The sequence below is a fragment of the Streptomyces sp. NPDC023541 genome (assembly GCF_055559995.1).
The window spans coordinates 69080-96067 of the sequence record NZ_JBVHJO010000014.1; the positions used below are offsets into that span (position 1 = coordinate 69080).

Here is a 26988-nt window from a genome sequence, read left to right on the forward strand (position 1 = left end):
TTAATAGATCGAGCACTCGGTTTATGATTTCGATCGACTGATCCGCCGCTCGGTACGGAAGGAACACCCATGGCCCCTGCCCTGACCGCCCCGGCCTCCGACCCGACTTCGAGGCGCTCGCCGACACGCGGGCTCCCGTCGGCAACAGGCCTGCTGGTCCTGTCCCCGGTCTGCGCCGAGTACCTCATCGGATACGACCAGATCGTCGGCCGTCCGCTGGAACTGCTGTCCGGACTGCTCCTGCTCGCACCGCTCTACGGCGCGGCCGCGGTGCTGATCCGCGAGATCGCCCGCCGGGCCGGGCGCGGATGGCCGACGATCCTGCTGCTGAGCGCGGCATGCGGCCTGGTGCAAGCCGGCCTGGTCGACCAGAGCCTGTTCAACCCCGGCTTCGTCGATGACCCGTCCTGGGACCGGGAGAGGCTGCCCACCCTCCTCCCCGCCCTGGGGATCAGTGTCAGTCATGTACTGAACTTCGTCGCCGGCCATGTGATCTGGAGCTTCGCCGCGCCCATCGCTGTGGTCGAGGCCTGCGTTCCGCGGCTCGCCGACCGGCCTTGGCTGGGCAGGGGAGGCGTGGGCGTCATGGTCGTGCTGTACGGCCTGGCGATCCTGGTCTTCTTCCATGAGCACACCCGCCACTTCATGGCCACCCCTGGGCAGTTGAGTGCCACAGCCGCGATGGTGCTCGCCTTGGCGTCGGCCGCCTTCGTGCTGCCGCGTCGCCGCGCGGCCCGGCCCGGGCGGGCGCCGTCGCCGTGGCCGGTCGCGGGCACCGCCGTGATCCTGCTGGCGGCTCACCAGTTGATTCCACCGACCTGGACGGGGGCCGTCGCGGACGTGCTGGTGCTGGCCTCCCTCGGGGGCATGCTGTGGTGGTGGTCGGCCCGGGAGGGATGGGCACGTGTCCACACGCTGGCCGTGGGCGGGAGCGCTCTGCTGGTCAATGCGGGTCTCTCCTTCGCGGTCGAACCCCTGGGCCATGTCTCGTACGCCGCCAAGTACGCCGCCAACGCCGCTCTGCTGCTGGCGGTGCTGGCCCTGCTCGCCGTGGCCCGGCGCCGGCTGCGTGGCGCCTGAACCGCGCAGGGCCCCGCTCAGGGTCGAACCGCTCGTTGTGGAGGGCCCGGGCCCGGTCGATGGCGTTGAACGGGCTGCCGGTAGTGCTCGGCATCGGCCCGCCGTGGGCGGTGGCCGCGATGGCCTCCAGCGACGCCGCGCGCCGACGAGATGTCGTGCGCTCCTGGACGGCGTCCCTCCGCAAAGAGGCGACCGCCTCGGTCCCCGAGTCCGCCGACGGCGTGATGGTGTGTGACTGCTCCGGTGAGCCTGGTCCAGCCCGGCGGGCGCTGTGGACCGGGTACCTGCCGGGCTCGGGCGGCTCCAGCACCTCCCCGTACTCGCCCTCCTGGAGCACCGCGCCGGCCTGAACCCGCTTCGCACCCAGGTTCACCACCAGGTCCGCCTCGACCGACGCCCGGGCCTCGCAAGGCCGGTCGGGGCGCGGTCCGACGGAGCAGTGGCGCGGCGGCACAACAGGCCCTCCCGCTTGCTCCGCGTGCCTGATCGGCATCCGGGCGGTGGAGAGTGTGGGCTGGACCGAATCAGGGGGACCGGCCTCGGAATCGCCAGGCCGTCGGCCGTGCCTTCGGCAAAGGCCCGGGGAGGCGAGGTGGCCGCCCTGATCATCGGGTGTTTCCGGCTTTGAGCCAGGGTGGGCCGCCGTCCGCCAGAGACGGGAGGGTGAACGGACGGACAGCCGGCACCGCTTCTCAGTCGGTGGGGACGGGGTCTTCGCGGCGGAGGGCGCGGGAAGCCAGGGCGTGGAGGAAGCGGACGTAGGACGACCAGCGGGCGGGGCGGAAGACAGCGCCTGTGCAGGCGAGTTCGGCGCGGTCCAAGGCGTCCTCCATGCAGGCGTCGTGCATGGGGCGAAAGACCAGTGGCCAGGTGATCCGAGCCGGGCCGCGGGTGGACATGGTCAGGGTGTGGTGCAGGCGCGTGTGGTCCGGGCCCGCGGGCAGGACGGCCAGTTCGTGGAAACCGTCGAAACCGCTGGGGCCGGTGAACACGAAGCGGATCCACTGCCCCGGCACGTAGCCGGCCACGGTGTACCGGACCGGTCCGTGACCACCCGCTGCGCCTGGTCCCAGCGGGCGGTCGAACTCCATGGGGGACCAGTGGCGGCCGGGCCAGAGCCGATCGCCGTCCCCGCTGGCAAGCGTGTCGATGAGTGCGCCCACCTCGCTGGCTGTTGCGGCCAGCAGGCGCTCGTGGACGTTGTAGACGCCCATGTTCTCCCCCTCATACTATTGGAGACATCCCTCTAATAAATTGGAGGATACTCTCTGTTTCGTGGCGCGACCATCCCGCTTCGACCAGGACAGCTCTTCGCCGCCGCCGTCCGCCTCGTCGCCGCCGGCGGACCGGCCTGTGGGGCCATGTCGGCGGTCGCCCGGGCCGTCGGGGGTGGCCCGAACGACGCGGCGTCACCGCCACCGATCAGCTCCCCGACGGCCTCACTTTCCTCTCCGCCGACGGCCCCGGTAGCCACGCCCCGGCCACCACCGGGCAGTGGACCGTGGGACGGCGCGCACGGGTTGGACGCGGCCCGGGCAGCTGCTGAATCGCCTATCCATGTCGTTGCGTCAGATGCACAACCGCTCCTCCCCTTGCGGTGTCGCGACCGGCCCCGGGACGCCCCCTGTCCCGGGGCCCATCCGGTCTGACGGGCAAGTGCGAGCTCGCTATTGCCCGGGTTGCAGCGCCGCCCAGATCGCCCGCCTCATCGCCCGGCGCGCCGACGGCGATGTCCTGCACTTCCACCATGTCCATCACGATGCCCGCGGGGCCGACTCCGGACGGCCGCAGGGTGAAGGAGCTCCTGCCCGATGACACATCTGACCGCCGACAGCGTCGCCGAGCTCTTCGTCGGCGCGGTCGCCCTGGCCAGGAGCGGCGAGAAGGTCAGCCCGCGGGACATGGCGACCCGCGAGGTCCTCGACGTCCACATGCGGCTGACCCAGCCGCGGGCCCGTCTGCTGTACGCGCCGCCGGCGCGTGTCATCAACCCGGCATTCGCGGTAGCGAAGAACGTCTGGCACCTATCCGGCTCGGACGCCCCGTGGATCTTCGAATACAAGGCGCGTCTCCGGCAGTACGCGGACGACGGTGTGCTGCGTGGTGCGTACGGGCCGCGGATGCGGAAGTGGGCAGGCAACGTGGATCAGCTGCACCACGTCGTTGAGATTCTCAAGGAGGACCCGGACTCGCGTCGGGCCCTGATCCAGCTCTACGACCCGGCTCTGGACGCCGCCGGGCACAAGGACGGGCCATGCACGCTGGGCTTTCGCTTCTACTTGCGCGCCGGCCGCCTGCACATGTCGACCACCATGCGCGGTCAGGACGTGTGGATCGGCATGCCGTACGACCCGTTCTTCTACGCCCTGTCATAGACGACGGTCTCGCGGTCGACACACCGGACGACCTCGCGAGGGCCAGCATGCTCCTACACTCCCAACCGGTCCGATGACTGGCCGGTCCCCGCTGCTCCTTGAGCCCGCAGAAAGGCGTTGCCGGTCCGTCACGGCAGCCCTGGGCGCGGGGGCCCGAAAACCCACGCGTCACACGCGTACCCAACATCGGCGTGTCGGCCACCGCTCGATCGGTGGGCGTCCGGGCCGAACAAGGATCCGTGGACCCTACATGCGAGGTCGAGCGCTCCATCTCGGGGTTCCGGCAACGGCTCAAACCCGCGTGTTCGATATCGGAGTCCCCCTCGTTGACCTCGATGTCGTCGTACAAGGCCCACAGATCAGGGATGGGGGACCACAGTTGAGCACAGCAGGCACACGCGAGTTTGACCAGGACGGCAAAGTTTCTCCTCCGCTGCCAGCGAGGATCCAGTGCACGGGGCACTACTCCGCTAACTCCCTCGCTCAAGCCTCCTTCCGCAAGCGCTGCGCCCAAGTGCCAAAGGTGCCGCACCGCATCATCGGGATGTCTTGGCGTATCGACAGCCAGGCGCTGCTACTCCGCCCGCAGGGGCTTGACGTTCGTACGCGCCGCTCGGCACGACCGGGCACGAGGTGGGCGGCATGAGCGAGCCCACCGATGCAGCGCCCATCAGCGTTCCCGGGCCGCGGTCCGCCCCCCCCTGCCTCTGCCGCCGACGGCTGTGCCCACCGGGCCGGAGGACGGCGACATGACCGAGGGGATGGAAGAGGCGTACTGGTCCGTCCACGATGGCGCCGCCGCCAGTGCCACGGTGCGCCAAGTCCTCGCCCGTTTGACCCGCTCTTGGAGAAAGGCGACAGCCATGCACACTGATCCCGCCACGGCCACCAGCACCGCCGTGATCCTCACCAACAGCCGCGGGCAGTACCTGCTGCACCTGCGGGATGCCAACAAGCCGATCTGCGATCCGGGCACATGGTCGCTGATCGGAGGAGGCCCCGAAGGGCAGGAGACGCCGGACGAGGCGATCGTCCGCGAACTCCGCGAGGAGGCCGACCTCGCCATCCCCGACCTAACGCTCTTTACCACGGTGGATGCCTCGGGCCCCCACGTCACCGAGGGCCGGATCCAGGTCTACGAAGGCAGGTGGGACGGCGACGCCGACCGGCTGCCGGTCACCGAAGGCATCATGTTCCGCTGGTTCGACGTGGACACCATGGCCCACCTCTCCATGTGCCCCTGGGCGTACGAGGCGATCCTCGCCCACCACGCCAAGAATCCCTCCTGCGCGATCGCGCCGGTACCCGAGCAGCGAGCCGGGGCATCACAGGGCGGTGCGGGGGCCGTGAAGAACGTGATCGGTGCCCACCTCTACCTGGAGCGCGACGGACGCACCCTGCTCGGACTACGCCATCCCGACGTCGCGTACGCCGCCGAACACTGGCACGCGCTCGCCGGACACGTCGAGCAGGAATCGGTCCGGTCGTGCCTGGTCAGGGAAGCGGTCGAGGAGGCCGGCCTCGTCATCAGGCCGGAGGACTTGGACCTGGTGCACACCGTCCACCTTCTCGACCACGCCGATGCCGAGCCCCGCATCCAGCTCTTCTTCCGAGCCACGACGTGGTGCGGAGAGCCGGAAGTACGGGAACCGGACCTGTGCGTCGGCTGGGAGTGGTGGCCGCTCGACGACCTGCCGGAGCCGATGGTGCCCTACACCCGTGCGGCCATCCACGGCATCCGCTCCGGCCGCTCCTACTCCGAGATGGGATGGGCGTGAACGTCGAACCACCAGTGCCCGATCGCCCCGACAAACGGTCCGTCGGCCCTGAAGACGCCTTGTTCACCGTCCTGCTGGCCCGTCGGCCAGGAGCGGCGTCGTGAGCGGCGAGCGGCGGCACCGAGAGCCGGTCGACGTCCACCTGATCCTGCGCCGTGACGGCGCCGCCGGCCCGGAGGTCCTGCTGTCCCGCCGGGCTGGGAACGTCTACGCCTCGGGCCTGTGGCATCTGCCCTCTGGACACCTCGATGGCCCGCACGAGGATGTCGTCGGCGCACTGATCCGCGAGGCGTACGAGGAGACCGGCGTCGTCATCGAACCGGCCGAGGTCCGCTTCGCGGTCACCGTCCACCACCGCAGCCCTGGTGGCATGTCCCGGACCGGGATGTTCTTCGAAGTACGCACCTGGCAGGGCACCCCCGCCGTTCGGGAGACGACCGTCTGCGACGCGATGGACTGGTTCGGGCTCGACGCGCTGCCGGAACCGATAGTCGCGTACTGCCGTGCAGGGCTGGACACCTACCGGGCCGGCCAAGCGATGGCCGTGCACTTCCAGCAGCCCGGCGATCCGATCGCCTACGACCCCGACCTCGACCGGCGCCGGCCCGTCCCCGCAGCCGGTACGGCCGGGCCGGGTGCCCGGCTGCGGGAGTTCACCGAGCGGGCCGTCGGTCGCATCGCCGACTGGAGGGACGTGTCCTGGGCGCGGGAGGGCAGCCAGGTGTGGCGTGCCGTCGGCGCCGAGGATGGGGTGTGGTTCGTCAAGGTCCACCAGAACGATCGCTTCCACCAGCGGGAGGTGTCCGCGTACCGCACCTGGGTCCCCGGCCTGGGCGTGGCCGCGCCCCGCCTGGTGGCCGCCGACGAGGCGCTGAGGGCCGTCGTCATCACCTCGGTACCGGGCCGCTCCCCGCACGGCGCCGTCCACCCACCGGCAGAACAGCGGCGGATCTTCCACCGCATCGGCCGGCTCGCGGCAGCCATCCACCACAGCGCACCTGCCCGGCCGGCAACCGGCGACACCTTGCCCCTGGGGAAGTGGGAGCGTCACCTCGACGCCGCTCGCCCTCACCTCGCCCCCGGAGACGAGGAGTTCATCCGGGCGATGGTGGTGAAAGCCGCGGGGCTGCCTCCCCTGGAGGCGGGGCCCACACATGGCGACTTCCAACTGCGCAATCTGCGCTGGGACGAGGCCAGCGGAAGCCTTTACGTCATCGACTTCGAGCGCAGCGAAGACGGCCCGGCCGTACGGGACTTCGTGCGCCTGTCCGACGCCTGGGCGGGCCGGCCGGACCTTTACGAGGCCGTCATGGACGGCTACGGCCGCCCGCTCACCCCGGCCGAGGGGGAGCACCTGGCCGTCCTGGACGCCCTGGACGCCCTCTCCGGCATCCAGTACGGCGCCGCCCACGGCGATCCGGAGCTCGTCGAACGCGGCCACCGCACCCTGGCGCGCCTCCGCGCAACAAGCCACCCGTGAACACCGCCTTATCCACCGCACCCGACCAGTTGAGGAGCAGCACCGTGGGGTACACCGCTCGCGAGGAGTGGCAGCAGCACTACGCCGACGGGAAGAACTTCCGGCAGCTCGGTGACGCCGAGCGGGCTGTGTTCGCCGAGCACACGCCCGTCCCCGAAGGCGGCGGGCGGGCGCTCGACGTCGGATGCGGCACCGGCGAACTGGCCGCCTACCTCGCGTCTCTCGGCTACGCGGTGGACGCCGTCGACTTCGCCGGCAGCGCGATCGCCCGGGCCCGCGAGGAACACCCGGAAGTGGAGGGAGCGCGCTGGCTACAGCTGGACATCGAGAACGACGACCCGGCAGAGCTGCACCAGGAGGGATATGACCTGATCAGCCTGCGCCTGATGTATCCCTTCCTGCGCGACCGCAGCCGCGTCCTGCACGCCCTCGGCGAGCGGCTGCGGCCGGGCGGCGCGCTCGTGGTCATCACTCCGGTGGCCGAGCACACCCCCGAGGAGCGGCGTGACATCGCCCTCGACGAGGACGAGATCGGCCTGCTCACCGCCGGATGGAAGCAGGTCGTACGGCTGGAAGCGGACGAGCTCGCCGTCCTTGTTCTGCGCGGCTCCTGCCACAAGGACACCGCCGCGGTCGAGAGGCGGCAACCACCCACTGGTCACGCCGTGACCGGAGCCCTCGCGATCGTCACCGACGCGGCTGGGCGGGTCCTACTCGGCCGCTCGCGTCGGGGCATGTGGGAGCTGCCCGGCGGCAAGACCTCCGGACCGGAGGACTTCGCCGCGGCTGCGGTCCGCGAACTCGGCGAGGAGACCGGCCTGACGGCTTTGGCCTCGGACGCGTATGTGGTCACGATGCTCGTCGACGACAGCCACGGCGTGCCCCGGCTCACGGCCGTTGTCCGTATCACCGCATGGTCGGGAACCCTCACCAACCAAGAGCCGAAGTTGTTCGACCGGTGGGAGTGGCATGACCTGCACGCCCTGTCTTGCGTCGGCGATGTCTTCACCCCTGCCGCGCAGGCGCTGGACGCCATCTGGCCCGGGGTCATCCCCGACCTGCCGGCCGTCCACGCCTACCCCCTCGCCGTCGACCAGCCGCCCGTGCCCGGCGAGCCAGCCGAAGCCGCCCGGCTCCGCCACGAGATGGCCGAGACGGTCATCGACGGCGGCTGGGCCCCATCCGAACAGGTCCAAGAGGCCCTGCGGACCGTGCCCCGCCACCGCTGCGCCCCGGAAGTGAACCTCGCGACCGCGTACGACGGCGGCGACCGGGCCGTGATCACCCGGCGCGACGAGACCGGAGCGGCGATCAGCTCGGTATCCGCGGCCTGGCTCCAGGCCGACATGATCGAAAGCCTGCATCTTCAGCCGGGCGCGATCGTGTTCGAGGCCGGGTCCGGCGGCTACAACGCCGAACTGATCGCCCACGTCGCCGGAACCGAGGGGCGCGTGGTCACCGTCGACATCGACCCGTGGGTCGTGCGCCGCTCCCGCCGGTTCACCACGGAGGCCGGCAGCGGACGCGTCACCGTCGTCGAGGCTGACGCGGCCCTCGGAGCACCTGCACACCTCGTGCCGCGCGGCGGCTTCGACGGCAGCGTGATCACCTACAACTGCTGGGACATCGCCCCCGCCTGGCGGGAGCAGCTGACCGAGGGCGGACGCCTGGTCCTGCCGCTGGAGATCGGCGGCTACACCCGGGCGATCGCCTTCGAGCGGCGCGGCCAGGTGCTGCACGCCCGCCACTTCACGTACTGCGGCTTCGTCCGTGACCAAGGGCAGCATGCCCCCACCGTCCCGGTCGCCGGCTTCCTCGACGGTGAGCTGACGCTCCGCTTCGAAAACGGCATCGCCGCCCCGACGGCGGGCCTGGAGGAGGCGCTGCGTGGGCCTCGACACGAACTCGCCACCGGCGTGACCATGGGGGCGGGCGCCTATTTCGGCTCCCTGCAGCTGTATGCGGCCACCACCCTGCCCACTTTTTGCCGGCTGGTCGCGCACCAGGACACGGACACGGGCGTCACCGGCGTTGCGAAGGACCGTGACACGCCGGCGATCCTCGGCGACGGCTCGCTTGCCTACCTGATGCACGTCCAGACCCGGTACGGCGAGCGCCCCGAGGACAAGAAGTGGGAGTGGTTCGTCCATGCCTTCGGTGAGCAGGGCCCGCGGCTCGCCGAGCAGTTGGCGGCCACACTGCGGGCCTGGGACCGCCACGTACGCACCGATGACAACAGCAAGCACGCTGATCCGATCCTGACCGCCCACCCTGCCGGCACGCCCGACGATGTGCTGCCCGACGGGGACGTCCTGGACAAGGAGCACTGCCGCCTGGTGTTCCGGTGGCCGGGCCACCGCAACGGGCAGCTTCCGGGCCCCACTCGGCAAACCGACGCCATCGCCGCGGCTACGGGAGAGGCGTGATCATCTGGCTGAACAGCGCGCCGGCGGCGGGCAAGCGGGCGAGGACGGCCTGACCGGCGCCTATGACCGAACAGCAGGACCCCGTCCATCCTCTGCCCCTGTCCGGGCGGACAAGACCACCGTCCCGGGAGATGCCCGTGTTGCCCAGTCTGCTCGCCGTCTTCGCTCACCCGGATGACGAGTCCCTTCTCGCTGGCGGGGTGCTCGCCCAGCACGCCGCCGCCGGGGCCCAAACGGCGGTGGTCACCGCCACCTGGGCCCCGGACAGCCGTCGGGCCGCCGAACTCGCGGCAGCGCTGGATGTCCTCGGCGCGGGTGCGCCACGGATGCTCGGATACGGTGACGCCCGCAACGGATCGTCGGCGCCCGGCCGACTCCGCTGGTGCGACGTGCCCCTGGACGACGCCGTCGCCCAGTTGGTCGCGCACATTCGGCAGGTCCGCCCCGACATCGTCGTCACTCATGACGCGCTCGGCCAGCTGACCGGGCACCCGGATCACTGGCGCACCCACCAGGTGACTCTGCTCGCTGTGGAGGCGGCCGGAATCGCACGCCTTCATCCGGAGGCCGGCGAGCCGTGGCAGCCCCGCGCGCTCTACGCGGCCACCCATCCTCAGTCCGGTATCGGCGACCTCGGGCCGCTGCTGCGCGGGGTCGGCAAGACCCTGCTGGCCGTGCCGGACGAGTACGTGACCGCCGCCGTGAACGTGACGGAATGGCTCGACCGCAAGTGGGCTGCGATCTGCTCCCACAGCAGCCAGCTTGAAGGCGAGCGACCGCTGCCGGCGCTGCTGTCCCGCGTCGATACGGAGAGGCGGAACCGCATTCTGGCCACCGAGTACTTCACCCGCTTCAGCCTCCCGACCGGCGGCCCCGTCGCTTCCGCGCTCACCGGCGGTCTGACCGGCCACGGTGAAGTCCCGTCGCGTCTGACCAGTCCCAACCAGTGACCTCGCCCACCCGATGACATGGACAAGGAAATCCATGCCCAGTTCGTCCCACCCATCCGGCCAGACGACCGATCCGACCTCGACCGGCGCCTCAGCCGGACGCGACCCCGGCCGCCAACGGTCCAGCCGTTGCGCTGAGGACCGGGCGCTGCCAGTGCGGGAACATCGTGTACAAGGTGGAAGGGCATCCCGGACGATCCGCATCTGTGCTCATGTCGGCACGAGACACGCATCTCTGGAGGTCCCGCTGTCCGTCTGATGCGGGCCCGCCACCCCGGCACGGCCGCGTACGTCAGTGCATGGGCCCTGGAGGCATAGATGGATATCGTCGTGATGTCCGACCGCCGCGTCGCCGCCATCCCCGTCGCGGAGTGCGGCGAGCCGCTCGTCGACGTCCGCGGAACCTTGTTGGTCGACGACCGCAGGGCCGACCCGGCGGGCACCTTCGCCCATCTCCGGCAAGGAGTCCTCGACCGGCTCCTGTACGCCCAGTCGCTTCTGCCCGAGGGCCTTCGCCTTCTGTTCATCCAGGGGTACCGCCCGCCCAAGCTGCGGACCGTGGCCCTTGGCGGGCGCCTGTTTCTTTGGCTGAGGCCGGGGCGGGCCTGCTGGTGAGAAGGGGTCAGGAGCAGAGGGGTGTTTACGGCGTAAGCACCCCAGCTGGTTGTCGCGGGTCAGTTCTCGGGGTGTTGTTGTGCGCTGCGGATGATGTGGGACCAGGTGCCTGCGGTGCCGCCGTGTTCTTGGGCGAGTTGGCCGGCCAGGTGTGTTGCGGGGGTTTCGGGGTTGGCCTTGAGCACGGTGCGGGCCTGGTCGAGGCGGGGGTCGCCGTCGTAGGGGTAGCGGCGGTCCGTTTTGGGCCCGGCGGGGCGGCCGCCTCCGCGTTCGCGGCGTTCGGCGTAGGTCCAGATGTCGCCGCGCCGGTACTTTCGTTTGATGAAGCCCTTGGGGGTGGTCGTTTCCTCGGCCGGTGCCGGCCAGTATTTGGGCGGTCTCACGGGGTATTTCGTGATGTTGGTGGGTTCCATGCCGAGGACCCGGGCGGCTTCGGCCAGCGAGATGAGGTCGTTGGCGTTTCCGCTGTGATCGACGGTGGTGCGCCATTGCTGGTTGGCTTTGTAGCTCTGGTACCAGGTGTCCCAGGTTGCGGGGTTCCAGTACATGGTGTTGCCGATGGTCTTCTCGGGCTCGGGGTGCTGGTTGGTTTCCCGTTCTTTCCACAGGAGTGCGAGGGTGCTCAGGCCCAGGCCCGTGCGGTCCTGCAGGTCCGTGCGGCTCTCCAGCCCGATGGTGTCGGCGGGTCCTGCCGCTGATCGCCCCGAACGGCGACCCTGCCCGCACCGACCCCGGCGGCCCGGGCCTACGGCCCCACCGGCTGGCTGGACGGCATGCCCTACCTCGCCCAGGTCCTCGCCGGCATCCCGGCCCCGATGAACGCTGCCCGCCTCATGGCCCTCGGGCCGAACGCGGTCGGCGAGCGGCACTGCGACCCCAAGTACAGCCTCGTCCGCGGCTGCGCCCGCCTCCACATCCCCCTGGCCACGAATCCCGACGCCGTCCTCTACCTCGACGGCACCAAGCACACCTGGCAGCCCGGAGAGTTCTGGTACGGGGACTTCTCCCGCGAGCACGCCGTCCGCAACCTCGGCACCACCACCCGCGTACACGCCGTCATCGACATCCTGTTCACCAGCGAGCTCGCCGCGCTGTTTCCGCCGGCCTGGCAGGAGCAGCTGGCCGCCGCCGACGCCCTGATCAACCACCCCACCCCGCTGGACCGGACCACCCCCGCCGGGATGCCGCGCACCCTCCACCTCCCCGCCGGCTTCAATGACTTCAGCCACGACCGCCCCCTCGACGGTGACCTGGCAGCCGCCTGCCTCGACCACGCCGACGACCACGTCACGCTCACCACCGCCGAACGGACCTTCACGCTGCTGCCCGCCGGCCCGGGGGAGTGGCGGTTCAACGCCTGGAGCGAGGCCCGCACCCTCGCCCCCACCCCGGATGGCGGAGCCGTCCTGCACGCCCGACACGGCCGCACCTTCACCCACCGCACCCTCACCGCCGCCACGGCCTGACCTACGAGACGAAGGAACCTCACCCATGCCCCTGCACAGCCACGACGACTTCACCTGCCTGCGCGAGATCATCGTCGGATCCGCCGTCAACTACACCGGCCACGACCGCGACGTGTCCTTCGAGCTGTTCCACCACGAGAACCTCACCGGCTTCCGCTCCGACTGGGCCTACCCCCGCCTCACCGCCCGCACCGAGACCGGGACCGGCACGACGCCCGAGCAGTGGGCGACCAACCGCCGCTACTCCACCGGCCACGCGTATCAGGTGGCGTAACTGGGACTCGATCAGGTCGAAGTCGATTGAGTTCTTGCCCGCCTCGCCGAACAGGGCGTCGATGTGCACGTACTCCGTCTGCTTCGACGGCCGGTAGTAAGGTCTTGCCCTTCCAGTTCCTGATCCTGGGCATCAGGTTGAAGCCCAGCAGGCGGGCGAGCGCGAACACCCGGCTGGGACTGGCCCTGGGTGTCGGCGTGCACGGTGGTCGGCTTCACCTCGGATGTGTTCTTCAGCAGGCCCTCGATGATGTGGACGGCCTCCCACACACGGTCCACACCGACGGCACCGCGTCCGGCCCGTTCGTCACCGCGGTGGAGTTCATGCAGGCCCGCTCGCACCGCATGGTGTGGCCGGACGCCGAGAAGTACGTCAAGGTGTGGCCGGGCTCAACCGGGACGGCAGTGCAGCCCGACCAACTCGCCGACGCCCACCACGCCATCAGCCTCGCCGTCCCCCACGTCGCGCACACCACCCACACCGAACCCCTACCCGTCGTGGTCGGGGGCTTTCGGTGCCTCCACTCCCGTGGTGTCGGCTCCCCCCCCTTTTCGCGCGGATGTGGGAGCCGTCCACGCACGCCCTCGACCAGTTGAGCTGGCCAGCCGCTTTCAGCTCGGCGAGCAGGATCCGGTGCAGCTGGTCAAAGATCCCGGCCTGTTGCCACCGCTCGAGTCTTCGCCAGCAGGTCTGCCCGGAGCCGAAGCCCAGCTCCAGCGGCAGGGGTTGCCATGCCTTGTCGTTGTGCAGGACGTACAAGATGCCCTGCAGACACAGCCGGTCGGGCACCGGACGCGGCCCTGGCGACCTCTCCGGCCACGGCGGGAGCGGCGGCTCGATCAGCGCCCACAAGTCATCGTCCACGATCCAAGGCCGAGTACTCGCACCTTCCCGAACGGCCGAATCATCACACCGGTCACGGGCGACCAGGGCACTTCACGTGTCACGAGCTCTAACACCTTTGCTCATGTGTTTTGAGCGCCATGGCGGACTGACCTGCCGCGATGGCTCGGCGTCGCCGCTGGATCCAGGCAATTGGCGAGCATCGAAGGCCATGGCGTTGCTGGGTGCAACCGTCTGAACCTCCGTCTGTCCTTGACGGTCCATGGCCCAGCTTGTTCCCCTCCGACAGCTTCTGCCGGCAGGATCAGCTCAATGTGGCGCATTCCGCGACGGCGTGGAAGGTGAAACTCTCCTCGAAATCCCCTGCGAGCTCGATGGTGACTTGCCATGAGTTGCCCGGGCCCCTCTGATCCTCTCGCACATCGAAGTCGATACCACCCTCCGCTGATGTAACAACGTACCCGCCGCCTGTGATGACACTTCCTGCGGGGCACGTCGCGGTGGCTGTGAACTCGGCGCCGGACGTAACTGTTACCGGTGTTCCCTCGACCTGGACGGTGGTGAGAACCCCACCCGCACCAGTTGCACCAGTTGCACCAGTTGCGCCCGTGGCACCTGTTGCACCCGTTGCTCCGGGAGGCCCGACCGGTCCGGGAGGTCCGGGCGGTCCGGGCTTGCCCTTGCACTTGTCTCCGCCGCTCTCTCCGGTGAGGATCGAGCTGTCGCCCTTCGGGTACCGGTCGCACCGGTCGGCCGTGGACGACAGGCTCGCCTCCCCTGCCATCCGGTGGGTGGGCCCAGCAGCCAGGGCCGGGCTGGCGAGGCCCAGCATCACCAGAGCCAGTGATGCCATCGCGCCGCCGGTGGCCATTCTGCTCTTCGGAAGCGGGCCAAGACCGGCCCTCGTTCTGCTCTCGAGCATGAAATGCCTTCCTTCCTGGTGGTACAACGTTCGTTCGCCGGTGGAGTCGGGGAGGCCTGCGCGCCTCCTTCCGGCATCATGGGCTGGCATATTGCGCCGGTATGAAAGGCGCGCGCGCTAAGCAAGTAATCCCATCGGTCGAGCGTGAGTGGTCCATTGAGGGGTGTTTGCACAGGAGAGGCCTTACTGATCGTTTCAGAATGACTTGAGTCGCGGGTCTTGTGCTCGGCGATCTTGGTCGGCAAGGTGTCCGAGGTGCGTGCTGATCTTGTTGCTGACGACCTGTGGGAGCGGGTGGCCCCGCTGTTGCGGCCCGCTCCCGAACGGCGCCGCCGTTATCCCGGGCGGCTGCGTATTCCCGACCGGGCAGCACTCGCCGGCGTCATGTACGTGTTGCGGACCGGTGTCGCGTGGCGCGATGTTCCCGCCGAGACCATGGGCTGCTCCGGAGTATCGGCCTGGCGCCGGCTGCAGGACTGGACCAAGGCCGGTGTCTGGCCGCGCCCGCAGGCCACCCTGCTGTCCGAGCTTCGCCGCGTCGACCTGCTGAACCTGGACGACTGCTCCGTGGACGGGTCGCACGTCCGGGCCCTCAAAGGGGGATCACGTCGGCCCCTCGCCCGTCGACCGCCCCGGCCCCGGCCCCAAGCACCATCTGATCGTCGACCGCCACGGAACGCCGCTCGCCGTGACGCTGACCGGCGGGAACCGGCATGACGTCACCCAGCTCCTGCCGCGGTGGTCTGCAACCTGCCGGGACTGGATGGCCCTTCGTCACTCGCTGACAGACCTGTTTGGGATCATGCCCCCATGGACTTCCACCTCGCCCCACCAAAAGGCGTTGGCCCGTTGCGGATCGGTATGACTCGACACGCGGCCAATACCGCGTTGGACTCGCTCCGCGATCCTTCTGCGATCTCGGAGTCCGACCGGCCGGGACAACACGTGTTCCGTCCCAGCGGGCTGATAATCAGCGTCCATTGCATGCGCGACATGCTCGAAGCTATCGAGCTGGGAAGGCCCTCGTCCCAGACGGATCGAGTGTTGTTCCAGGGTGTGGACGTGTTCGCGCTTCCGGCCCGCGAGGTTGTCCAGCGCGTCGGTGAGCTCACCTCGATCGAGGAAGATCCTGACGACGATGCTTCATTCATCGCCCCGGACTTGCTGCTGAGCTTCTGGCGTCCGTTCGCAGCCGACGATGAGCCGGAAGAAGAACAGGGCTACTACTTCAGCTCGGTCCTGCTGGCAGGGCCTGGCTACTACGACACCCCCGCCCAGGCTGCGGAGCGACTCCAGCAGAGCTCGTCGGGACAGCTCCACCGGACACAACTCGATCGCCAGCCACGCGGCCAGCCGGTCCTGGTCCTCCTCGGTGTTCGCCCAGAACCCGTACGCCGCCAGAATCTCCTTGCGGTGCCGCTTGATCCTGTCACCCTGCCAGTCGTAGGCACCCCACGCCTCGGCCAGCACCTTCACCTGCTGAGCGACGTATTCCACCGCGGCGGCTGGCACCTCCTTGGCCGACTCCGGGAAGCGAGCCTCCACCTCGAAGAGCTTCAGCAACAACGCGAACTCGAGCCGGGTTGCCCCGGACTTGTTCCGCACCCGCTTCATGTCGTCTTCGAGCAGCGTCCAGACCTCGATGAAGTCCTCCGGCTCCCAGTCCTGCCGCACCCGCGCTCCTCCACCCCACCGCGATCACTCGTTCAGCTCAACGAGACGATCGGAGGCGGGAAACGACAGCCCCGGGCCGTCACTGGTGGTGGGCAGTCGCCGTGGAGGCCCCGATCGGCCGCGGGGGACCGTGGTGCTACTTTTGCCGAAATTGGCGGAGGGGTGGACAAGCTGGTGAACAGTGCCCTGCGGCGTGCTGCTGTCGTGGCGCTCGGCGAGCTTGGGCGAAGCAGCGACTCTGGGGACCGGGCGGACGCCGGTCGCGGTCTGGCGAGCTTTGCAGAGATGGAGGAGACTCTCGATCTGCTGCTGGAGCTGGTGCTCGACCGCGAAGACAGCTTTGTCACACGGGTGACCACAGAAGCCCTGCTTCGAAGGCAGGACAGGGCCGGACTGCTGATTGTCGCGTCCGCGCTGGCAGTCGCCAGCCCGAACCATGGCGATTGGATCCACACCGCGGTCCGCGATGCATTTGCCATCTACGCCAGCGACCGCGACGACGCGGTGCGGCTCTGCGAGGAGCTGGCGCAGGATCCTGACGAACGCGTCGCCCTGGGAGCTCGCGAGCTGAGCGTAAGCCTGACCGGGATCCACTGCGTTCTTCACCCCGAATAGTGCAGGGGCACATGGCGCCGTAGGCGCTCGACGACCGCGACTTGGTGACCACGTTGCAGTCAAGTACCCGTTTCCCATCGAACGACACTGTCACGGTCTGTGACCACACCCCAAGATCTGTGCCAGAACCTCGTTCTCATGAACAGCCAGACTGGCTGCGTAGGTCAGAAGCAGGAACGCCTGTCGATAGGGTCTGAGAACGACCGCAGGCCGGCCGCCGCGAAATCTCGGTGAGAAGTAGGAACAGGTTGACGCCCTTGTCCGAAGCTGTCTCCCTGGAGGCGTGCCTGAAGGTCTGCCTTCCGCAGCTGTGTGAGCTTGGTGTGGTGATCCCCGATTGACGGCGCGGTTCAGGGCGGGCAACGCGGCCTGATCGAGCTTCCCGAAGGGTCCTGGTGGGATTGGGACATTGTCGCCTGGGACCCTGGGCGGTTGCGTCTGGGCGCCGGGCACGACATCTCGTATGCCCATAACCTGGAGCTTGTGTTCAGCGATCCGGTCTTCGTCACGTGCCCGGCCGCCTTCCAGGACCCGGTGTTCCGTGCGCCGACGCCTGACGAGGTCCGGCTCGTTGCCGGGCAGGTCGGTGAGACGCCTCCCGTGTTGATTGCCTTCGAGGCCGATGCGGGCGGGCCGAATCTCGCCTCTGGCCTGGTCGCGGCCGGGCAGCTCGACATCGTCCAGGGAACCGTCTTCCGATACTGGCGCGAGAAGCTGGGAGTCGGGGAACGTCTGGCTCCCTGGGTGACACCTCCGGCTTGATCGGTCCCGTCCTATGCGGCCGCCGTACCAAGTGGTTCACCCGAAGGCGGGAAAGCGGCGAATTCCTCGAACAGTCGGCGGTTCTTGAGGCAGTGGTAGAGCTGGCCGAGCAACCGGTTGAAGAGATTGCGCTGGGCGGCGGCGTGCCAGTCGGAGTGTTCGTCGCGTCGGCGCCGGTAGTGGGCTTTGGCTCCCATGGAGGCCGTCAGGGACGCGAAAGCCCAGAGATATTCGTGAGCCCTTCTGGCCGCGCGGCAGACTCACGCACTGCGGGAACTCAGTACCGGGCCACAGCCGGAAGAGGCCGCCGGGCTCCGGGCCCGAGCAGAGTGCGCCTGGCAGTCGGGAGCAGCGGTGGTCCTGCCGCAGCCCGCTTCGCCGCACTCGGCCGGCGCAGGCGCGGCGAGCCCCGTCACTGAGTGCGCGTGACGGCTGAGTTCAGCCCCGTGTCGGCGGGGAGGGCCTCAGCTCCGTGAGCGCTGCGGTGACGGTGTCCGGTTCACCCCCGCGTCGGCGCGGAGAACGGAGCAGGGCATGCCCCACGAACGCCGCCGGGGCTTCGGGGACCATCCGCGCGGATGAGGGGATCAGCGGACCCCCGCGTCGACGGGATGGGTGAACGCTTCAGACAGCTACTGAGGTTGAACTCGTGGTGTCGTTGGTCCTGTCTCAGCGAAGGAGGACCGCTCTCGCCGAAGATTGACTGCTGCGATGTTGTCGCAACGAAGCTTGATCGAGATATCCGGCTGGGAGCCTGGTGCCGTGGAAGACTTCACAGAGCAAGGACTTCGCCACTTGATCGCTGAAGCCGACTCTCCGGCCTGGTGCGTCAGGGCAGCTGCAGGGCGACGGCTGGCGGCGGCGCCTCGGATTGAGAGTGTCGCCGGTGTGCTGCACCGTCTCCTTCTAGACGCTCAGGACACCGGAGTGACCTCCGATACTGCTGCGGCTCTGTTGGCTCGGAGGGATCTGGCCGGCCTACGTGCCGTGCTCGCGGCCCGTGCAATGGCGTCTGACGAGGGGACGGCTGACCAGCTCGCTGCGGAACTCGACTGTGACCCACGCTGGGCGACCGGAGAGGGCAACGTCGAGCTGATCACGCAACTCCGAACGCTGACGTCGGATGCAGACCCAGAGGTCCGCAACGAGGCCCTGTTGCGACTTGCGCGCCTGCGCTGATCGGAAGGGCGGGCAGCGGCCAATCTTGGGTGAGATTGGGCAACCTGCAACCTTCAATGAGCTTCTTCGAGTTGGCCACCGATCCGGTGATGGTCGCGAAGCGCAACGAACGAGGCCCCCGAGCTGTTGATCGAGATGTCTGACGTCTCAATCGCGTTGCTCGGGGGGCCTCGTTGGTCATCCATCCTGCCGCACTTGACCTGCCGCATGCGCTCGTGGCGTGGGTCGCCATGCTGGTTGTCACTCGTGAGGGCGACCGGCGCTGCAAGCTCCGTCCGTCCCAGCGGGCGATGGTGGCACTGATGTACCTGCGAGAGCACACCACTCTGGCGAAGATCGCCGCCGGGTTCGGGCTCAGCGAATCCACCGCCCCCGCATACACCCGCGCGGTCGTCGACCTGCTCGCCGAACGAGCACCGGGTCTACTCAAGACGCTGCGCGAGCACGATCCCGACTTCACCCTGCTCGACGGAACCCTCGCCGAGTGCGACCGGGTCGGCGACGGCCGGACCGACTACTCCCACAAACACCGGCGCCACGGAGTGAACGTGCAGGTCGTCACCGACCCGGGCGGCCGGCTGCTGTGGCTCTCGCCCGCCCTGCCGGGCCGCACACACGACCTGACCGCCGCCCGCACCCACCGGATCATCCGGATCTGCGAGCGCCAGGGCGTTCCCATTCTGGCCGATCTCGCCTACCAAGGCGCAGGACTGTGGCTGACGACCGGCATCAAACGCAAGCCACTCCAGGAACTCACGCCCACCGAGAAGACCCTCAACCGGGCGCTGGCCGCAGCCCGAGCGCCCGTTGAACGCGGTGTCGCGAGCCTGAAGTCCTGGCGGATCTTCCGCAGGTCCCGGTGCAGCCCCAACCGCATGACGTCAATCGTCAAGGCCATCCTCACGCTGGAGCGGCAGCGCTGAAGATCCTTAGTGAGCGCTTCGTCTGGCGATAACCGCCACATGAAGCGCTCACGCGGAACCGAAACCCCTGGGGTCAGTCCTGATCTTGGCTGTACTGGGCCGCGTACCAACTGGAGTCGATGGCGGGGTTGCGCAGCGCCCCCCAGAATCGGTCGTCAGGTATCGGTGGCAGGGGCTGATTGCCCAGGTCCGCATGCAGATCCGCACGCCAGTCGAGAGTGAAGTGACTCCGGGTCTCCGCGCTCTCGCACACGGACCTGTACGGGGACCCCCAGATCCCGAGGGCTATCTTCTCCGCGGCCCACCTGCGCGTGTGGTCTCGGCCGGTGTCGGCCTGTGCGAGCACCGCGCGGAGTCGCAAGGCGAGCGGGCCGGTCTGGTCAGGCTGCGGCAGGGCCATACCGCACTCCCACGCGTCCAGGGCTGTCTTGACCTCCGGGTAGTTGTTCAGACCCGTTTCGACCGCCAGTCTGCGCAGCTGCTTCCGCGCGGCGTCGACCACCTGCTCATACGGCAGGACTGCGATCAGCGCACCGAGTTCCTCATGCCCGTCCAGGTGGCTCACGTGGAGGAGGTCGGTGGGACGGTAGGACAGGTCCAGCTCCGGCAGCTGCTCATCCGGTGCGGGAAGGGGCTCGTCGGCACTGTACTGCGGCCTGGCAGGCGGACGCGCCTCCCAGAACAGCCGGCCGTTGAAGGTGATGACACCGGCGTCCTGGCCGCGCTCAAGCGTGCCGGCCAGTTCGGCCAGATACTCACCTAGCGAGTCGGCCTGCCCGAAACTGGTCCCGCTCTCGTCGAAGAACCGTCCGATCACACCGAAGGAGTCCCGCCCGGTACGGCAATCCATCAGAAGACCGTCCGACGTCACGTCGCAAGAACCGAACTTCACGTAATCGTGAAGCCAGTAGCCCTCGGTCTCCCCGTCGAGGCCCTGGTCGATGCCGCGCATGAACCCGGTGTCCCCGAGGATTCCGCTCACCCCGAGCAGCCGGTCGCCTGTGCTGAAGCGGAAAGCCTCAGGTCCCTCCAGCGCCCCGTTGTGCCAGAGGAGTGAAGCGACCAGGTCCGGAGGAAAGGTGACCCCCAGTTCCTGTTGCGCTGCTGCGATCTCCTCGCCGCCTGCAGGCGGCCGAAGCGTGGCAAACGTGCGGGGCGCGTGCTCGCGCAGCCACGTGTCGATGCGAGCCCATGAGTCATGGACCAGGTCTGATGTCATAGGGCCGACCTTAGAACCAGCGGCTGACAACAGCTTGACCGTCGCTCACCGGCCTTGCCGCCGGGTTGGCGTTCAGGCCGGCAAGCTTCGAGCGGCCCCTTGTTCCGGCTCACCAAGCTGCTGGCACCGGACGCTGCAGCCGCCCACTCGACACCGAAGCGCTCAGTCGTAATCACCCGATCGGTGGCCAACTCGAAGAAGCTCAATGAGACAGGACAGCTGTGTCGTTGCTCATCTGGGTCTGATGGTCAGGCCGGTCTCGGCGAGGCAGCCGTCTAGGAGGTCGCTGCGGTACTGGATGTGTCGGAGGCCGCGTCGGATGCGCTGGATGAGGTGTTCGAGGGTGCTGAAGGCGACGTTGGAGAGCCAGCCGCGTCGCAGGAGGGAACAGATTCCCTCGACGGGGTGGAGGCCGGGCGCGTAAGGCGGCAAGTAGTAGATGGTCAGCCAGTCCCGGCCTTGGGTAAATTTTCGCAGGTCGGCGGCCTTGTGGACATTGAGGTTGTCCCAGACAAGCACGATCGGGCCGCCGAGCTGCTGGTGGGCTGCGATCAGCAGATCCCGGTAGTCGCGCCAGGAGGCGCGGCGAGCGCCTCGGCATCATGCCACTCGGCGCGGCGCTTATCGTGCGGCCACCCTTCTGCGAGCCTGACACACGCAAGTGCGCATTCCAGGACGGCGGGGGCGGGTTGGCCGGATCGGCTTCGTCCAGACACGCCTCCCTGATCCGTGACCGCACGTCAGGCCAGGGGGGACGGCCGGAAACTGCGCCGCCGCTGCCCGCCGCACGTGACTCGAAATGCGCGCGCCAACTGAAAACGGCACCGCTCATACCCCGCCTGCGCACGACTATGACCGCCGCTCGGGTGACTTGTGCAATACGCAGGTGAAACAGGCACGGAATGCTGCGGAAGTGTCCTGCGGAATGGCTTGTGTGCGCCGTTGCCCGAGGTAATTCAGGCACCTAGCTTTGTGCACTGCGTCGCCGGCGCCCCGCTCGATCGGGCCGGGTCGCCGACTCACCGACGGAAACAGCACCAGTGCTGTTCATCCCACGACGAAAGGGTATGACGATGGCCTACGAGCGTCCCACTCTCACCAAGGTCGGCGACTTCCAGAAGGTCACCGGACTGGCCGGCAAGGGCAGCCCCGACCTCCTGGGCGGCCACAGCCTGCTTTGATCCTTCCGCCCATCGGCCCCGGGCGACCTGAGCACCGACGGTACGTCCTGGGCACGTCGGGTCGGGAAGCGTGGGCGGCGTGCCACGCCGCCCACGCTCGTCCCCGCCACAGCTGCTGAGACCGCAACGACCAAGAGGGGTCTGTGCATGGCGACCGGTACGTCACTGCCCACCGGGGCGAGTTGGTTCCTGGTCCTTCCGGACACCGACGCCGTCGCGGCCCTGGCCGCACCGGTTCGCACACGTGCGGTACGGCAGATCACGCATGCCTCTGGCCGGCCCTGGCTGTTGGGGTGCTGGCCGGAGGACAGCGTGACGACGGCGGTCTGCGGACGGACCCGGTTGTGCGTGCTGGGACAGCACGCGGTGACCGAGCGGGAGGCGGCGCGCGCCGCCGGCGCCGGATCCCCCGGAGCGGCCGAGCGGCTCGCCCGGACCTGGCCCGGCAGTCACCACCTGCTCGCCAGCTTCGACGGTGAAATCCTGGCCCTCGGCACCGTCACCGGTGTACGCAGCCTCTTCGTGGCGTCGGCCCGTGGCGCGGGCGGCGCACGCGTCGTGGCCGACCGCGCCGACGTCCTGGCCGACCTGGTCGACGCAGAGCTGGACGAGGGCCGACTGGCCGTCCACCTCCTCAGCCCCGGGATCCTGCACCCCCTGACGGCACAGACGGTGTGGCGCGGCGTCGACGTGGTGCCCGGCGACCACCGCCTGACGCTCGATCGCGACGGGCACGCCCGAACGAGTCGGCACTGGTCGCCGCCGGCGGCCGAGCTGTCGCTGGCCGAAGGCGCCCGGCTGGTCCGCGACAGGCTGGCCGACGCGGTCGCCGTACGCGCCGCGGACGGCGCGCCGGTCACCGCCGATCTGGGCGGGGTCGATTCCACCGCGGTGGTCTGCACCGCGGCCCGCCAAGGATCGAAGATCGTCGCCTACACCGCCGCCGTCCACGACCTCCTCGGCGACGACGTCACCTACGCGCAGCGCACGGCAGAGGCGCTCGACTCGCTGGAACACCACGTGGTGCCCGCCACCGCCGTCCCCCTCACCTTCGACGGCGTCCACGAACTCGACGACGCGCTCGACACCCCGTCGTTGTACTCCGTCAACCGCCACCGGCGCATGTACATCATCGAGCGGGCCGCAGAGCGCGGCTCCACCCTGCACTTGAGCGGGATGGGCGGGGACGAACTCTTCAGCGGCGCCAGCGCCCATGTTCACGGCCTGCTGCGCCGGCATCCTCGTACGGGCTGGCGGCACACCCGCGGCTTCGTCACGAGGCACCGGTGGTCCCGTCGGACGGCACTGCGGCAGTTGCTCGACGGCCGCTCCTACGGGGCCTGGCTGGACCAGGTGGCCCGCGACCTCACGCTGCCCCAACCGCCCCTGTCCGTACCCCTCTTCGAATGGGGCATCCCGCCACGGCTGCCCCCCTGGGCCACCGGCCGGGCCGTCGAGGCCGTGCGGGACCTCATCCGTACGCAGGCCTCGGAGGCGGAGCCGCTCGGCAGCGGACACGGTGTGCACCGCGAGCTGGCCACGATGCGCACCCTCGCCCGCTTCGCCCGGCACGTACAGCAGATGTCCGAGCCCCTGGGCATCACCTTCGCCTCCCCCTACTACGACGACCTGCTGGTCGAGGCGGCACTCGCGGTCCGTCCCCAGGAGCGCGTGACCCCCTGGCGGTACAAGCCGCTGATCGAGGAGGCCATGCGGGGCGTCGTACCCGACGCCAGCCGTCGGCGCACCACCAAGGCCCACGCGGCCTTCGAGGAGGAAACCGGGCTGCGCAGGCACCGCTCCTCCTTGCTCGCCCTGTGGGACGACGCGCGCCTGCACGGCCTGGGACTCATCGATGTGGAGGCCGTCCGTGCGTGGTGCCGCCGGCCACTCGCCGCCGACCTGGAGAGCGCGCTGCTGCACGCCACCGTCGGCTGCGAGGTCTGGCTGCGTTCCCGGGAGACTTCCGCCGGCCGAAGGGGCCGGCTCCAAACCGACACAGGAGGCATGCCCGCATGACGATGACCCTGCGCCCCGGCGTGGTGACGGCCGACACCGAGTACGGGATGGCCCTGCTCGACCAGAGCAGCGGCGAGTACTACACCCTGAACCCCACTGCCGCTGTCATCGTGCGCGCCCTGCTCGACGGCACCACCACCCACCAGGCGGTGACCGCGCTCACCGACCAGTACGAGGTGGCCGCCGAGCAGGTGGAGGAGGACATCGTCCGCATTCTGGAGGAGTTGCGCGAGGCCCGCCTGCTGACGGGGTGAGGCCTGCCACCTCCCGGCACGCGCCCCGTCGGCCTCGGGCACCGGTCGGGGTTCTCGCCGGAGCCGCCCGGCCCGGCTCCCGCCCGTGGCCGTCATCGTGTCCGGCCAGTGCCCCGGCTCGTGTTCCGTCATCGCGTCCGGCCCGCATTCGTCGTCGTGTCCGAAGGGTAGAGCAGTGTCCACCTCGCAAGTCGTCCCGTACGACCCCCGGTCGGTTCCGCTCCGCCGCCGGCTGGTGACCCGGCTGGTCGTCGTCTGCGCCCACGTCCTCGCACGCCGGTCCCCGGCCGGTATCCGCGACGTACTGCGGCGGCTGCGCAAGGGCGCCCGGCCGGCGACGCTCGCCGAGGCCGCTCGTGCCCGCGACACCGTCATGGCCGTCAGCCTGGCCGCCGGAGGGCAGCAGGGCTGCCTTGCCCGGTCGCTGGCCACCGTACTGCTGTGCCGCCTGCGCGGTCAGTGGCCGACCTGGTGCGTCGGCGTGCGCACCCGGCCGCCGTTCGCCGCGCACGCCTGGGTGGAGGCCGAGGGGGTCCTCGTCGGCGAAGGAGCCCCGGCCGACTACTTCCAGCGGTTCTTCACGGTGGACTGAACGCAGGTGCCCTCCTCCCCGCACTTCGCGGAGCCTCCCCTCCGTCCGCCCGCGCCAGGGCCGCCGGACCGCCGCACACAGTCACCACCGGTCGGGGAGGGGCCCCCCGGGCTGCCGAAGCCCGGGCCGAGCGGCTCTGCGCCGGCAGGCGGCACACAACCCGGGAGCGCCGTACGCGGCGAGCGGACTCGACCCTGGCTCGTCCTCACCCACCTGCGGCCGCACCGCCCCGGCATCCTCCTGGGCAGCGCGCTGTCCCTGGCCGGAAGCCTACTGGCGCTCGCCCAGCCGCTGGTGGCCAAGCAGATGGTGGACGCCCTGGACCGAGGGCGCCCTGCGATCGGCGCACTGGTCCTGCTCAGTGCCCTGGTCGTCGCCGGCGCCGCGACGGCCGCACTGGGCCAGTACGTGCTGGAGCACACCGCCGAGTCGGTCGCCTGCACAGCGCGCCGACACCTGTCCGAGCGCCTCCTGCGCCTGCGTCTGCCCGAGCTCAACCGCACCGAGCCGGGTGAGCTGATCTCCCGGGTGACGTCCGACACCACGGTGCTGCGCCAGGTCGCCACCCACTCGATCGCCTCGGCGGGCAGCGGCCTGCTGGTCGTGGCGGCGACCCTGACCCTCATGGCACTGCTGGATCCGGTGCTCCTGAGCATCACGCTGGTCACCATCGCGCTGATCGGCGCGACCGTCGCCGCGGCCGCCCCCCACATCGCCCGGGCCGCCCGCCAGGCCCAGGAGGCGGTCGGCCGCATGGGGTCCCTGCTCGAACGCACCCTGGGCGCCCTGCGCACCATCAAGGCGTCCGGAGCCGAGGGCCGGGAGACGGCTGGCCTGCACCAGGCGGCCGAGGACGCCCGTCGGGCCGGCACCCGGGCCGCCCGGTGGCAGGCCCTGTCGGCCACCACCTCCACCGTCGCCGTACAACTGTCCTTCCTCGTCGTACTGGGCGTGGGCGGAGCGCGCGTGGCGACCGGGGCCATCACCGTGTCGACACTCGTCGCCTTCCTCCTCTACGTCTTCGCCCTCGCCCCCCGCGTGGGGCAACTGGTCGAGGCGGTCGGCCTGTTACAGGCGGGATCGGCCTCAGCCGCGCGTATCGGCGAGGTCCACTCCATGGACACCGAGCCGGTCGGTGTGCCTCAGGACCCGGCCGCCACGCCGGAGCCCCACCGGCCGGCCGGTGTCGTCTTCCAGGGCGTGCGCTTCTCCTACGGCCCCGAGGCCGCGCCCGTGCACGAGGACGTGACGTTCACCGTGCCACCGAGGACCACCACGGCCCTGGTCGGCCCGTCCGGTGCGGGCAAGACCACCGTCTTCTCCCTGCTCGAACGCTTCTACCCGCCAGACCGTGGCCGCATCCTCCTCGACGGGGAGGACATCGCCCGTCTCCCGCTGTCCCGACTGCGCGCCCTGATCGGATACGTCGAGCAGGACTCACCGATCCTGTCCGGCACCCTGCGGGACAACCTCCTCCTCAGCGCTCCTGATGCCGATGCGGCGCAGGTGCACGACGTCCTGCGCCGCACCCGCCTGGACTCCCTCGTGGCGCGCCTGCCCGGCGGACTCGACACAACCATCGGCCACCGCGGCAGCACCCTGTCCGGTGGCGAACGGCAGAGAGTGGCCATCGCCCGCGCCCTCTTGCGCCGCCCGGGACTTCTGCTGCTGGACGAGGCCACCTCCCAGCTCGACGCGGCCAACGAAGCCGCGCTGCACGAAACCCTCGCGGACATCAGCCGCACCACCACGATCCTGGTGATCGCCCACCGCCTGTCGACGGTCACCACGGCCGACCAGATCCTGCTGCTGCAATCCGGGCGGGTACGGGCCGCCGGCACGCACGCGCAGTTGCTCGCGACCGATGCCCTCTACCGTCGCCTGGCAGCCGCGCAGCACCTCGCTTGATGGTGCGGTGCGGCAGGTTGGTGCGGGGGCGCCGGGGCCGCGGCCGCACGACCTGCTGGTGGAACGGCAGCGCGAGTTCAAGGAGCTGTGCCTGGCCTGGCGCAACCACACCGTTCGTGAACGCGGCCGTGGCGGACACCGGCACCTTGCGGCCGTCGCGACGGGCCGGGCTGGGGTGCCTTCGATGGGCCGGCCTGGGGTGGATTCGGCGCCGCAGGCCCGGAGCGGTACGCGGCGCCCTGATCTTCCCAGGGTTCGTGGACGGGAACTCGTGGCGACGTCGTCGCTCTTCGTCCCCGCTCAGGGCCCCGATCCGCTGAACGGGCATCCGAAGACGCCGGTGGGACCCCCCGGGGCGAGAACACCAGCCGTTGCTCCTCGCCGTTCCATGCCCGCACTGTCACGTGGAGCCGTGCAGGCTGTTACAGCGGTGCGATGTTCTGGCCGTTCCGG

The 26988-nt window shown here is 69.6% G+C and carries 22 protein-coding genes and 5 pseudogenes; 19 read left to right on the plus strand and 8 right to left on the minus strand.

The window, feature by feature from the left end; genetic code table 11:
• The first annotated feature begins 69 nt into the window (after positions 1-69).
• Both ACZ3X1_RS28750 and ACZ3X1_RS28755 read left to right on the plus strand, forming a co-directional pair.
• Positions 70-1080: a hypothetical protein gene (locus ACZ3X1_RS28750; RefSeq protein ID WP_467281494.1), complete on the plus strand. Its 1011-nt coding sequence runs from the start codon at positions 70-72 to the stop codon at positions 1078-1080.
• A 59-nt stretch (positions 1081-1139) separates the two neighbouring features.
• The gene (locus tag ACZ3X1_RS28755) at positions 1140-1430 is read left to right on the plus strand and encodes a hypothetical protein (protein WP_467281495.1); all 291 of its coding nucleotides are present in this window, start codon (positions 1140-1142) and stop codon (positions 1428-1430) included.
• Positions 1431-1772: 342 nt separating this feature from the next.
• Here ACZ3X1_RS28755 and ACZ3X1_RS28760 read toward each other — a convergent pair whose 3' ends face one another.
• Positions 1773-2294, minus strand: coding sequence for an SRPBCC family protein (locus ACZ3X1_RS28760; RefSeq protein WP_467281496.1), 522 nt, complete (start codon positions 2292-2294; stop codon positions 1773-1775).
• 597 nt (positions 2295-2891) lie between these two features.
• Between ACZ3X1_RS28760 and ACZ3X1_RS28765 the strand changes: the two genes are divergently transcribed.
• The 6 genes and pseudogenes from ACZ3X1_RS28765 to ACZ3X1_RS28790 form a co-directional block, all read left to right on the plus strand.
• Entirely contained in the window at positions 2892-3455 is a 564-nt protein-coding gene (locus ACZ3X1_RS28765) for a thymidylate synthase (protein WP_467281497.1), read from the plus strand.
• 863 nt (positions 3456-4318) lie between these two features.
• Positions 4319-5233, plus strand: a complete 915-nt coding sequence (locus ACZ3X1_RS28770) for an NUDIX hydrolase (protein WP_467281498.1) — start codon at positions 4319-4321, stop codon at positions 5231-5233.
• A gap of 100 nt (positions 5234-5333) precedes the next feature.
• Complete coding sequence (locus ACZ3X1_RS28775) at positions 5334-6713, plus strand: phosphotransferase (protein ID WP_467281499.1); 1380 nt, start codon at positions 5334-5336, stop codon at positions 6711-6713.
• 44 nt (positions 6714-6757) lie between these two features.
• Complete coding sequence (fxlM, locus tag ACZ3X1_RS28780; RefSeq protein ID WP_467281500.1) at positions 6758-9139, plus strand: methyltransferase, FxLD system; 2382 nt, start codon at positions 6758-6760, stop codon at positions 9137-9139.
• 131 nt (positions 9140-9270) lie between these two features.
• Positions 9271-10089 carry a PIG-L deacetylase family protein gene (locus ACZ3X1_RS28785; protein ID WP_467281501.1) on the plus strand — a complete coding sequence of 273 codons (819 nt, stop codon included), beginning with the start codon at positions 9271-9273 and terminating at the stop codon, positions 10087-10089.
• 318 nt (positions 10090-10407) lie between these two features.
• Positions 10408-10644, plus strand: a pseudogene (locus tag ACZ3X1_RS28790) (M15 family metallopeptidase); the annotation flags it as partial.
• 119 nt (positions 10645-10763) lie between these two features.
• On the opposite strand, the gene ACZ3X1_RS28795 reads toward ACZ3X1_RS28790, so the two are convergent.
• On the minus strand, positions 10764-11252 hold the full coding sequence (locus ACZ3X1_RS28795) for a hypothetical protein (RefSeq protein ID WP_467281502.1): 489 nt from the start codon (positions 11250-11252) through the stop codon (positions 10764-10766).
• A 225-nt stretch (positions 11253-11477) separates the two neighbouring features.
• On the opposite strand from ACZ3X1_RS28795, the gene ACZ3X1_RS28800 reads away from it, so the two are divergent.
• Together ACZ3X1_RS28800 and ACZ3X1_RS28805 are read left to right on the plus strand one after the other, a co-directional pair.
• On the plus strand, positions 11478-12170 hold the full coding sequence (locus ACZ3X1_RS28800) for an aspartyl/asparaginyl beta-hydroxylase domain-containing protein (protein WP_467281503.1): 693 nt from the start codon (positions 11478-11480) through the stop codon (positions 12168-12170).
• 25 nt (positions 12171-12195) lie between these two features.
• Positions 12196-12444 carry a hypothetical protein gene (locus tag ACZ3X1_RS28805; protein ID WP_467281562.1) on the plus strand — a complete coding sequence of 83 codons (249 nt, stop codon included), beginning with the start codon at positions 12196-12198 and terminating at the stop codon, positions 12442-12444.
• Here the strand turns inward: ACZ3X1_RS28805 and ACZ3X1_RS28810 are convergent.
• Positions 12424-12713, minus strand: a pseudogene (locus ACZ3X1_RS28810) (Tn3 family transposase); the annotation flags it as partial. The gene ACZ3X1_RS28805 and the pseudogene ACZ3X1_RS28810 sit on opposite strands and share 21 nt — an antisense overlap.
• A gap of 172 nt (positions 12714-12885) precedes the next feature.
• Positions 12886-13308, minus strand: a complete 423-nt coding sequence (locus tag ACZ3X1_RS28815) for a transposase (protein WP_467281504.1) — start codon at positions 13306-13308, stop codon at positions 12886-12888.
• Positions 13309-14464: 1156 nt separating this feature from the next.
• Here ACZ3X1_RS28815 and ACZ3X1_RS28820 point away from each other — a divergent pair.
• Positions 14465-14945, plus strand: a pseudogene (locus tag ACZ3X1_RS28820) (IS5 family transposase); the annotation flags it as partial.
• 407 nt (positions 14946-15352) lie between these two features.
• Here ACZ3X1_RS28820 and ACZ3X1_RS28825 read toward each other — a convergent pair.
• Positions 15353-15883: a DUF4158 domain-containing protein gene (locus ACZ3X1_RS28825; RefSeq protein WP_467281505.1), complete on the minus strand. Its 531-nt coding sequence runs from the start codon at positions 15881-15883 to the stop codon at positions 15353-15355.
• Between the two features lie 162 nt (positions 15884-16045).
• Between ACZ3X1_RS28825 and ACZ3X1_RS28830 the strand changes: the two genes are divergently transcribed.
• Entirely contained in the window at positions 16046-16498 is a 453-nt protein-coding gene (locus ACZ3X1_RS28830) for a hypothetical protein (RefSeq protein WP_467281506.1), read from the plus strand.
• Between the two features lie 432 nt (positions 16499-16930).
• Positions 16931-17260 carry a hypothetical protein gene (locus ACZ3X1_RS28835; protein ID WP_467281507.1) on the plus strand — a complete coding sequence of 110 codons (330 nt, stop codon included), beginning with the start codon at positions 16931-16933 and terminating at the stop codon, positions 17258-17260.
• A gap of 11 nt (positions 17261-17271) precedes the next feature.
• On the opposite strand, the pseudogene ACZ3X1_RS28840 reads toward ACZ3X1_RS28835, so the two are convergent.
• Positions 17272-17490: pseudogene (locus ACZ3X1_RS28840) on the minus strand (IS110 family transposase); the annotation flags it as partial.
• A gap of 1122 nt (positions 17491-18612) precedes the next feature.
• Here ACZ3X1_RS28840 and ACZ3X1_RS28845 point away from each other — a divergent pair.
• Positions 18613-19362: a transposase gene (locus ACZ3X1_RS28845; RefSeq protein WP_467281508.1), complete on the plus strand. Its 750-nt coding sequence runs from the start codon at positions 18613-18615 to the stop codon at positions 19360-19362.
• Between the two features lie 73 nt (positions 19363-19435).
• On the opposite strand, the gene ACZ3X1_RS28850 is transcribed toward ACZ3X1_RS28845, so the two are convergent.
• Both ACZ3X1_RS28850 and ACZ3X1_RS28855 read right to left on the minus strand, forming a co-directional pair.
• Positions 19436-20581, minus strand: coding sequence for an SMI1/KNR4 family protein (locus ACZ3X1_RS28850; protein ID WP_467281509.1), 1146 nt, complete (start codon positions 20579-20581; stop codon positions 19436-19438).
• 231 nt (positions 20582-20812) lie between these two features.
• Positions 20813-21160 (minus strand): annotated as a pseudogene (locus ACZ3X1_RS28855) (transposase); the annotation flags it as partial.
• Between the two features lie 494 nt (positions 21161-21654).
• On the opposite strand from ACZ3X1_RS28855, the gene ACZ3X1_RS28860 reads away from it, so the two are divergent.
• From ACZ3X1_RS28860 to ACZ3X1_RS28880, 5 genes are all read left to right on the plus strand, one after another.
• Complete coding sequence (locus tag ACZ3X1_RS28860; RefSeq protein ID WP_344420958.1) at positions 21655-21762, plus strand: keywimysin-related RiPP; 108 nt, start codon at positions 21655-21657, stop codon at positions 21760-21762.
• A 147-nt stretch (positions 21763-21909) separates the two neighbouring features.
• On the plus strand, positions 21910-23781 hold the full coding sequence (locus tag ACZ3X1_RS28865; protein ID WP_467281510.1) for an asparagine synthase-related protein: 1872 nt from the start codon (positions 21910-21912) through the stop codon (positions 23779-23781).
• Entirely contained in the window at positions 23778-24035 is a 258-nt protein-coding gene (locus ACZ3X1_RS28870; protein ID WP_467281511.1) for a lasso peptide biosynthesis PqqD family chaperone, read from the plus strand. Before ACZ3X1_RS28865 ends, ACZ3X1_RS28870 begins: the two co-directional genes overlap by 4 nt.
• A 175-nt stretch (positions 24036-24210) precedes the next feature.
• Positions 24211-24627, plus strand: coding sequence for a lasso peptide biosynthesis B2 protein (locus ACZ3X1_RS28875; protein ID WP_467281512.1), 417 nt, complete (start codon positions 24211-24213; stop codon positions 24625-24627).
• A 213-nt stretch (positions 24628-24840) separates the two neighbouring features.
• Positions 24841-26535 carry an ABC transporter ATP-binding protein gene (locus ACZ3X1_RS28880; RefSeq protein ID WP_467281557.1) on the plus strand — a complete coding sequence of 565 codons (1695 nt, stop codon included), beginning with the start codon at positions 24841-24843 and terminating at the stop codon, positions 26533-26535.
• Positions 26536-26988 lie beyond the last annotated feature (453 nt).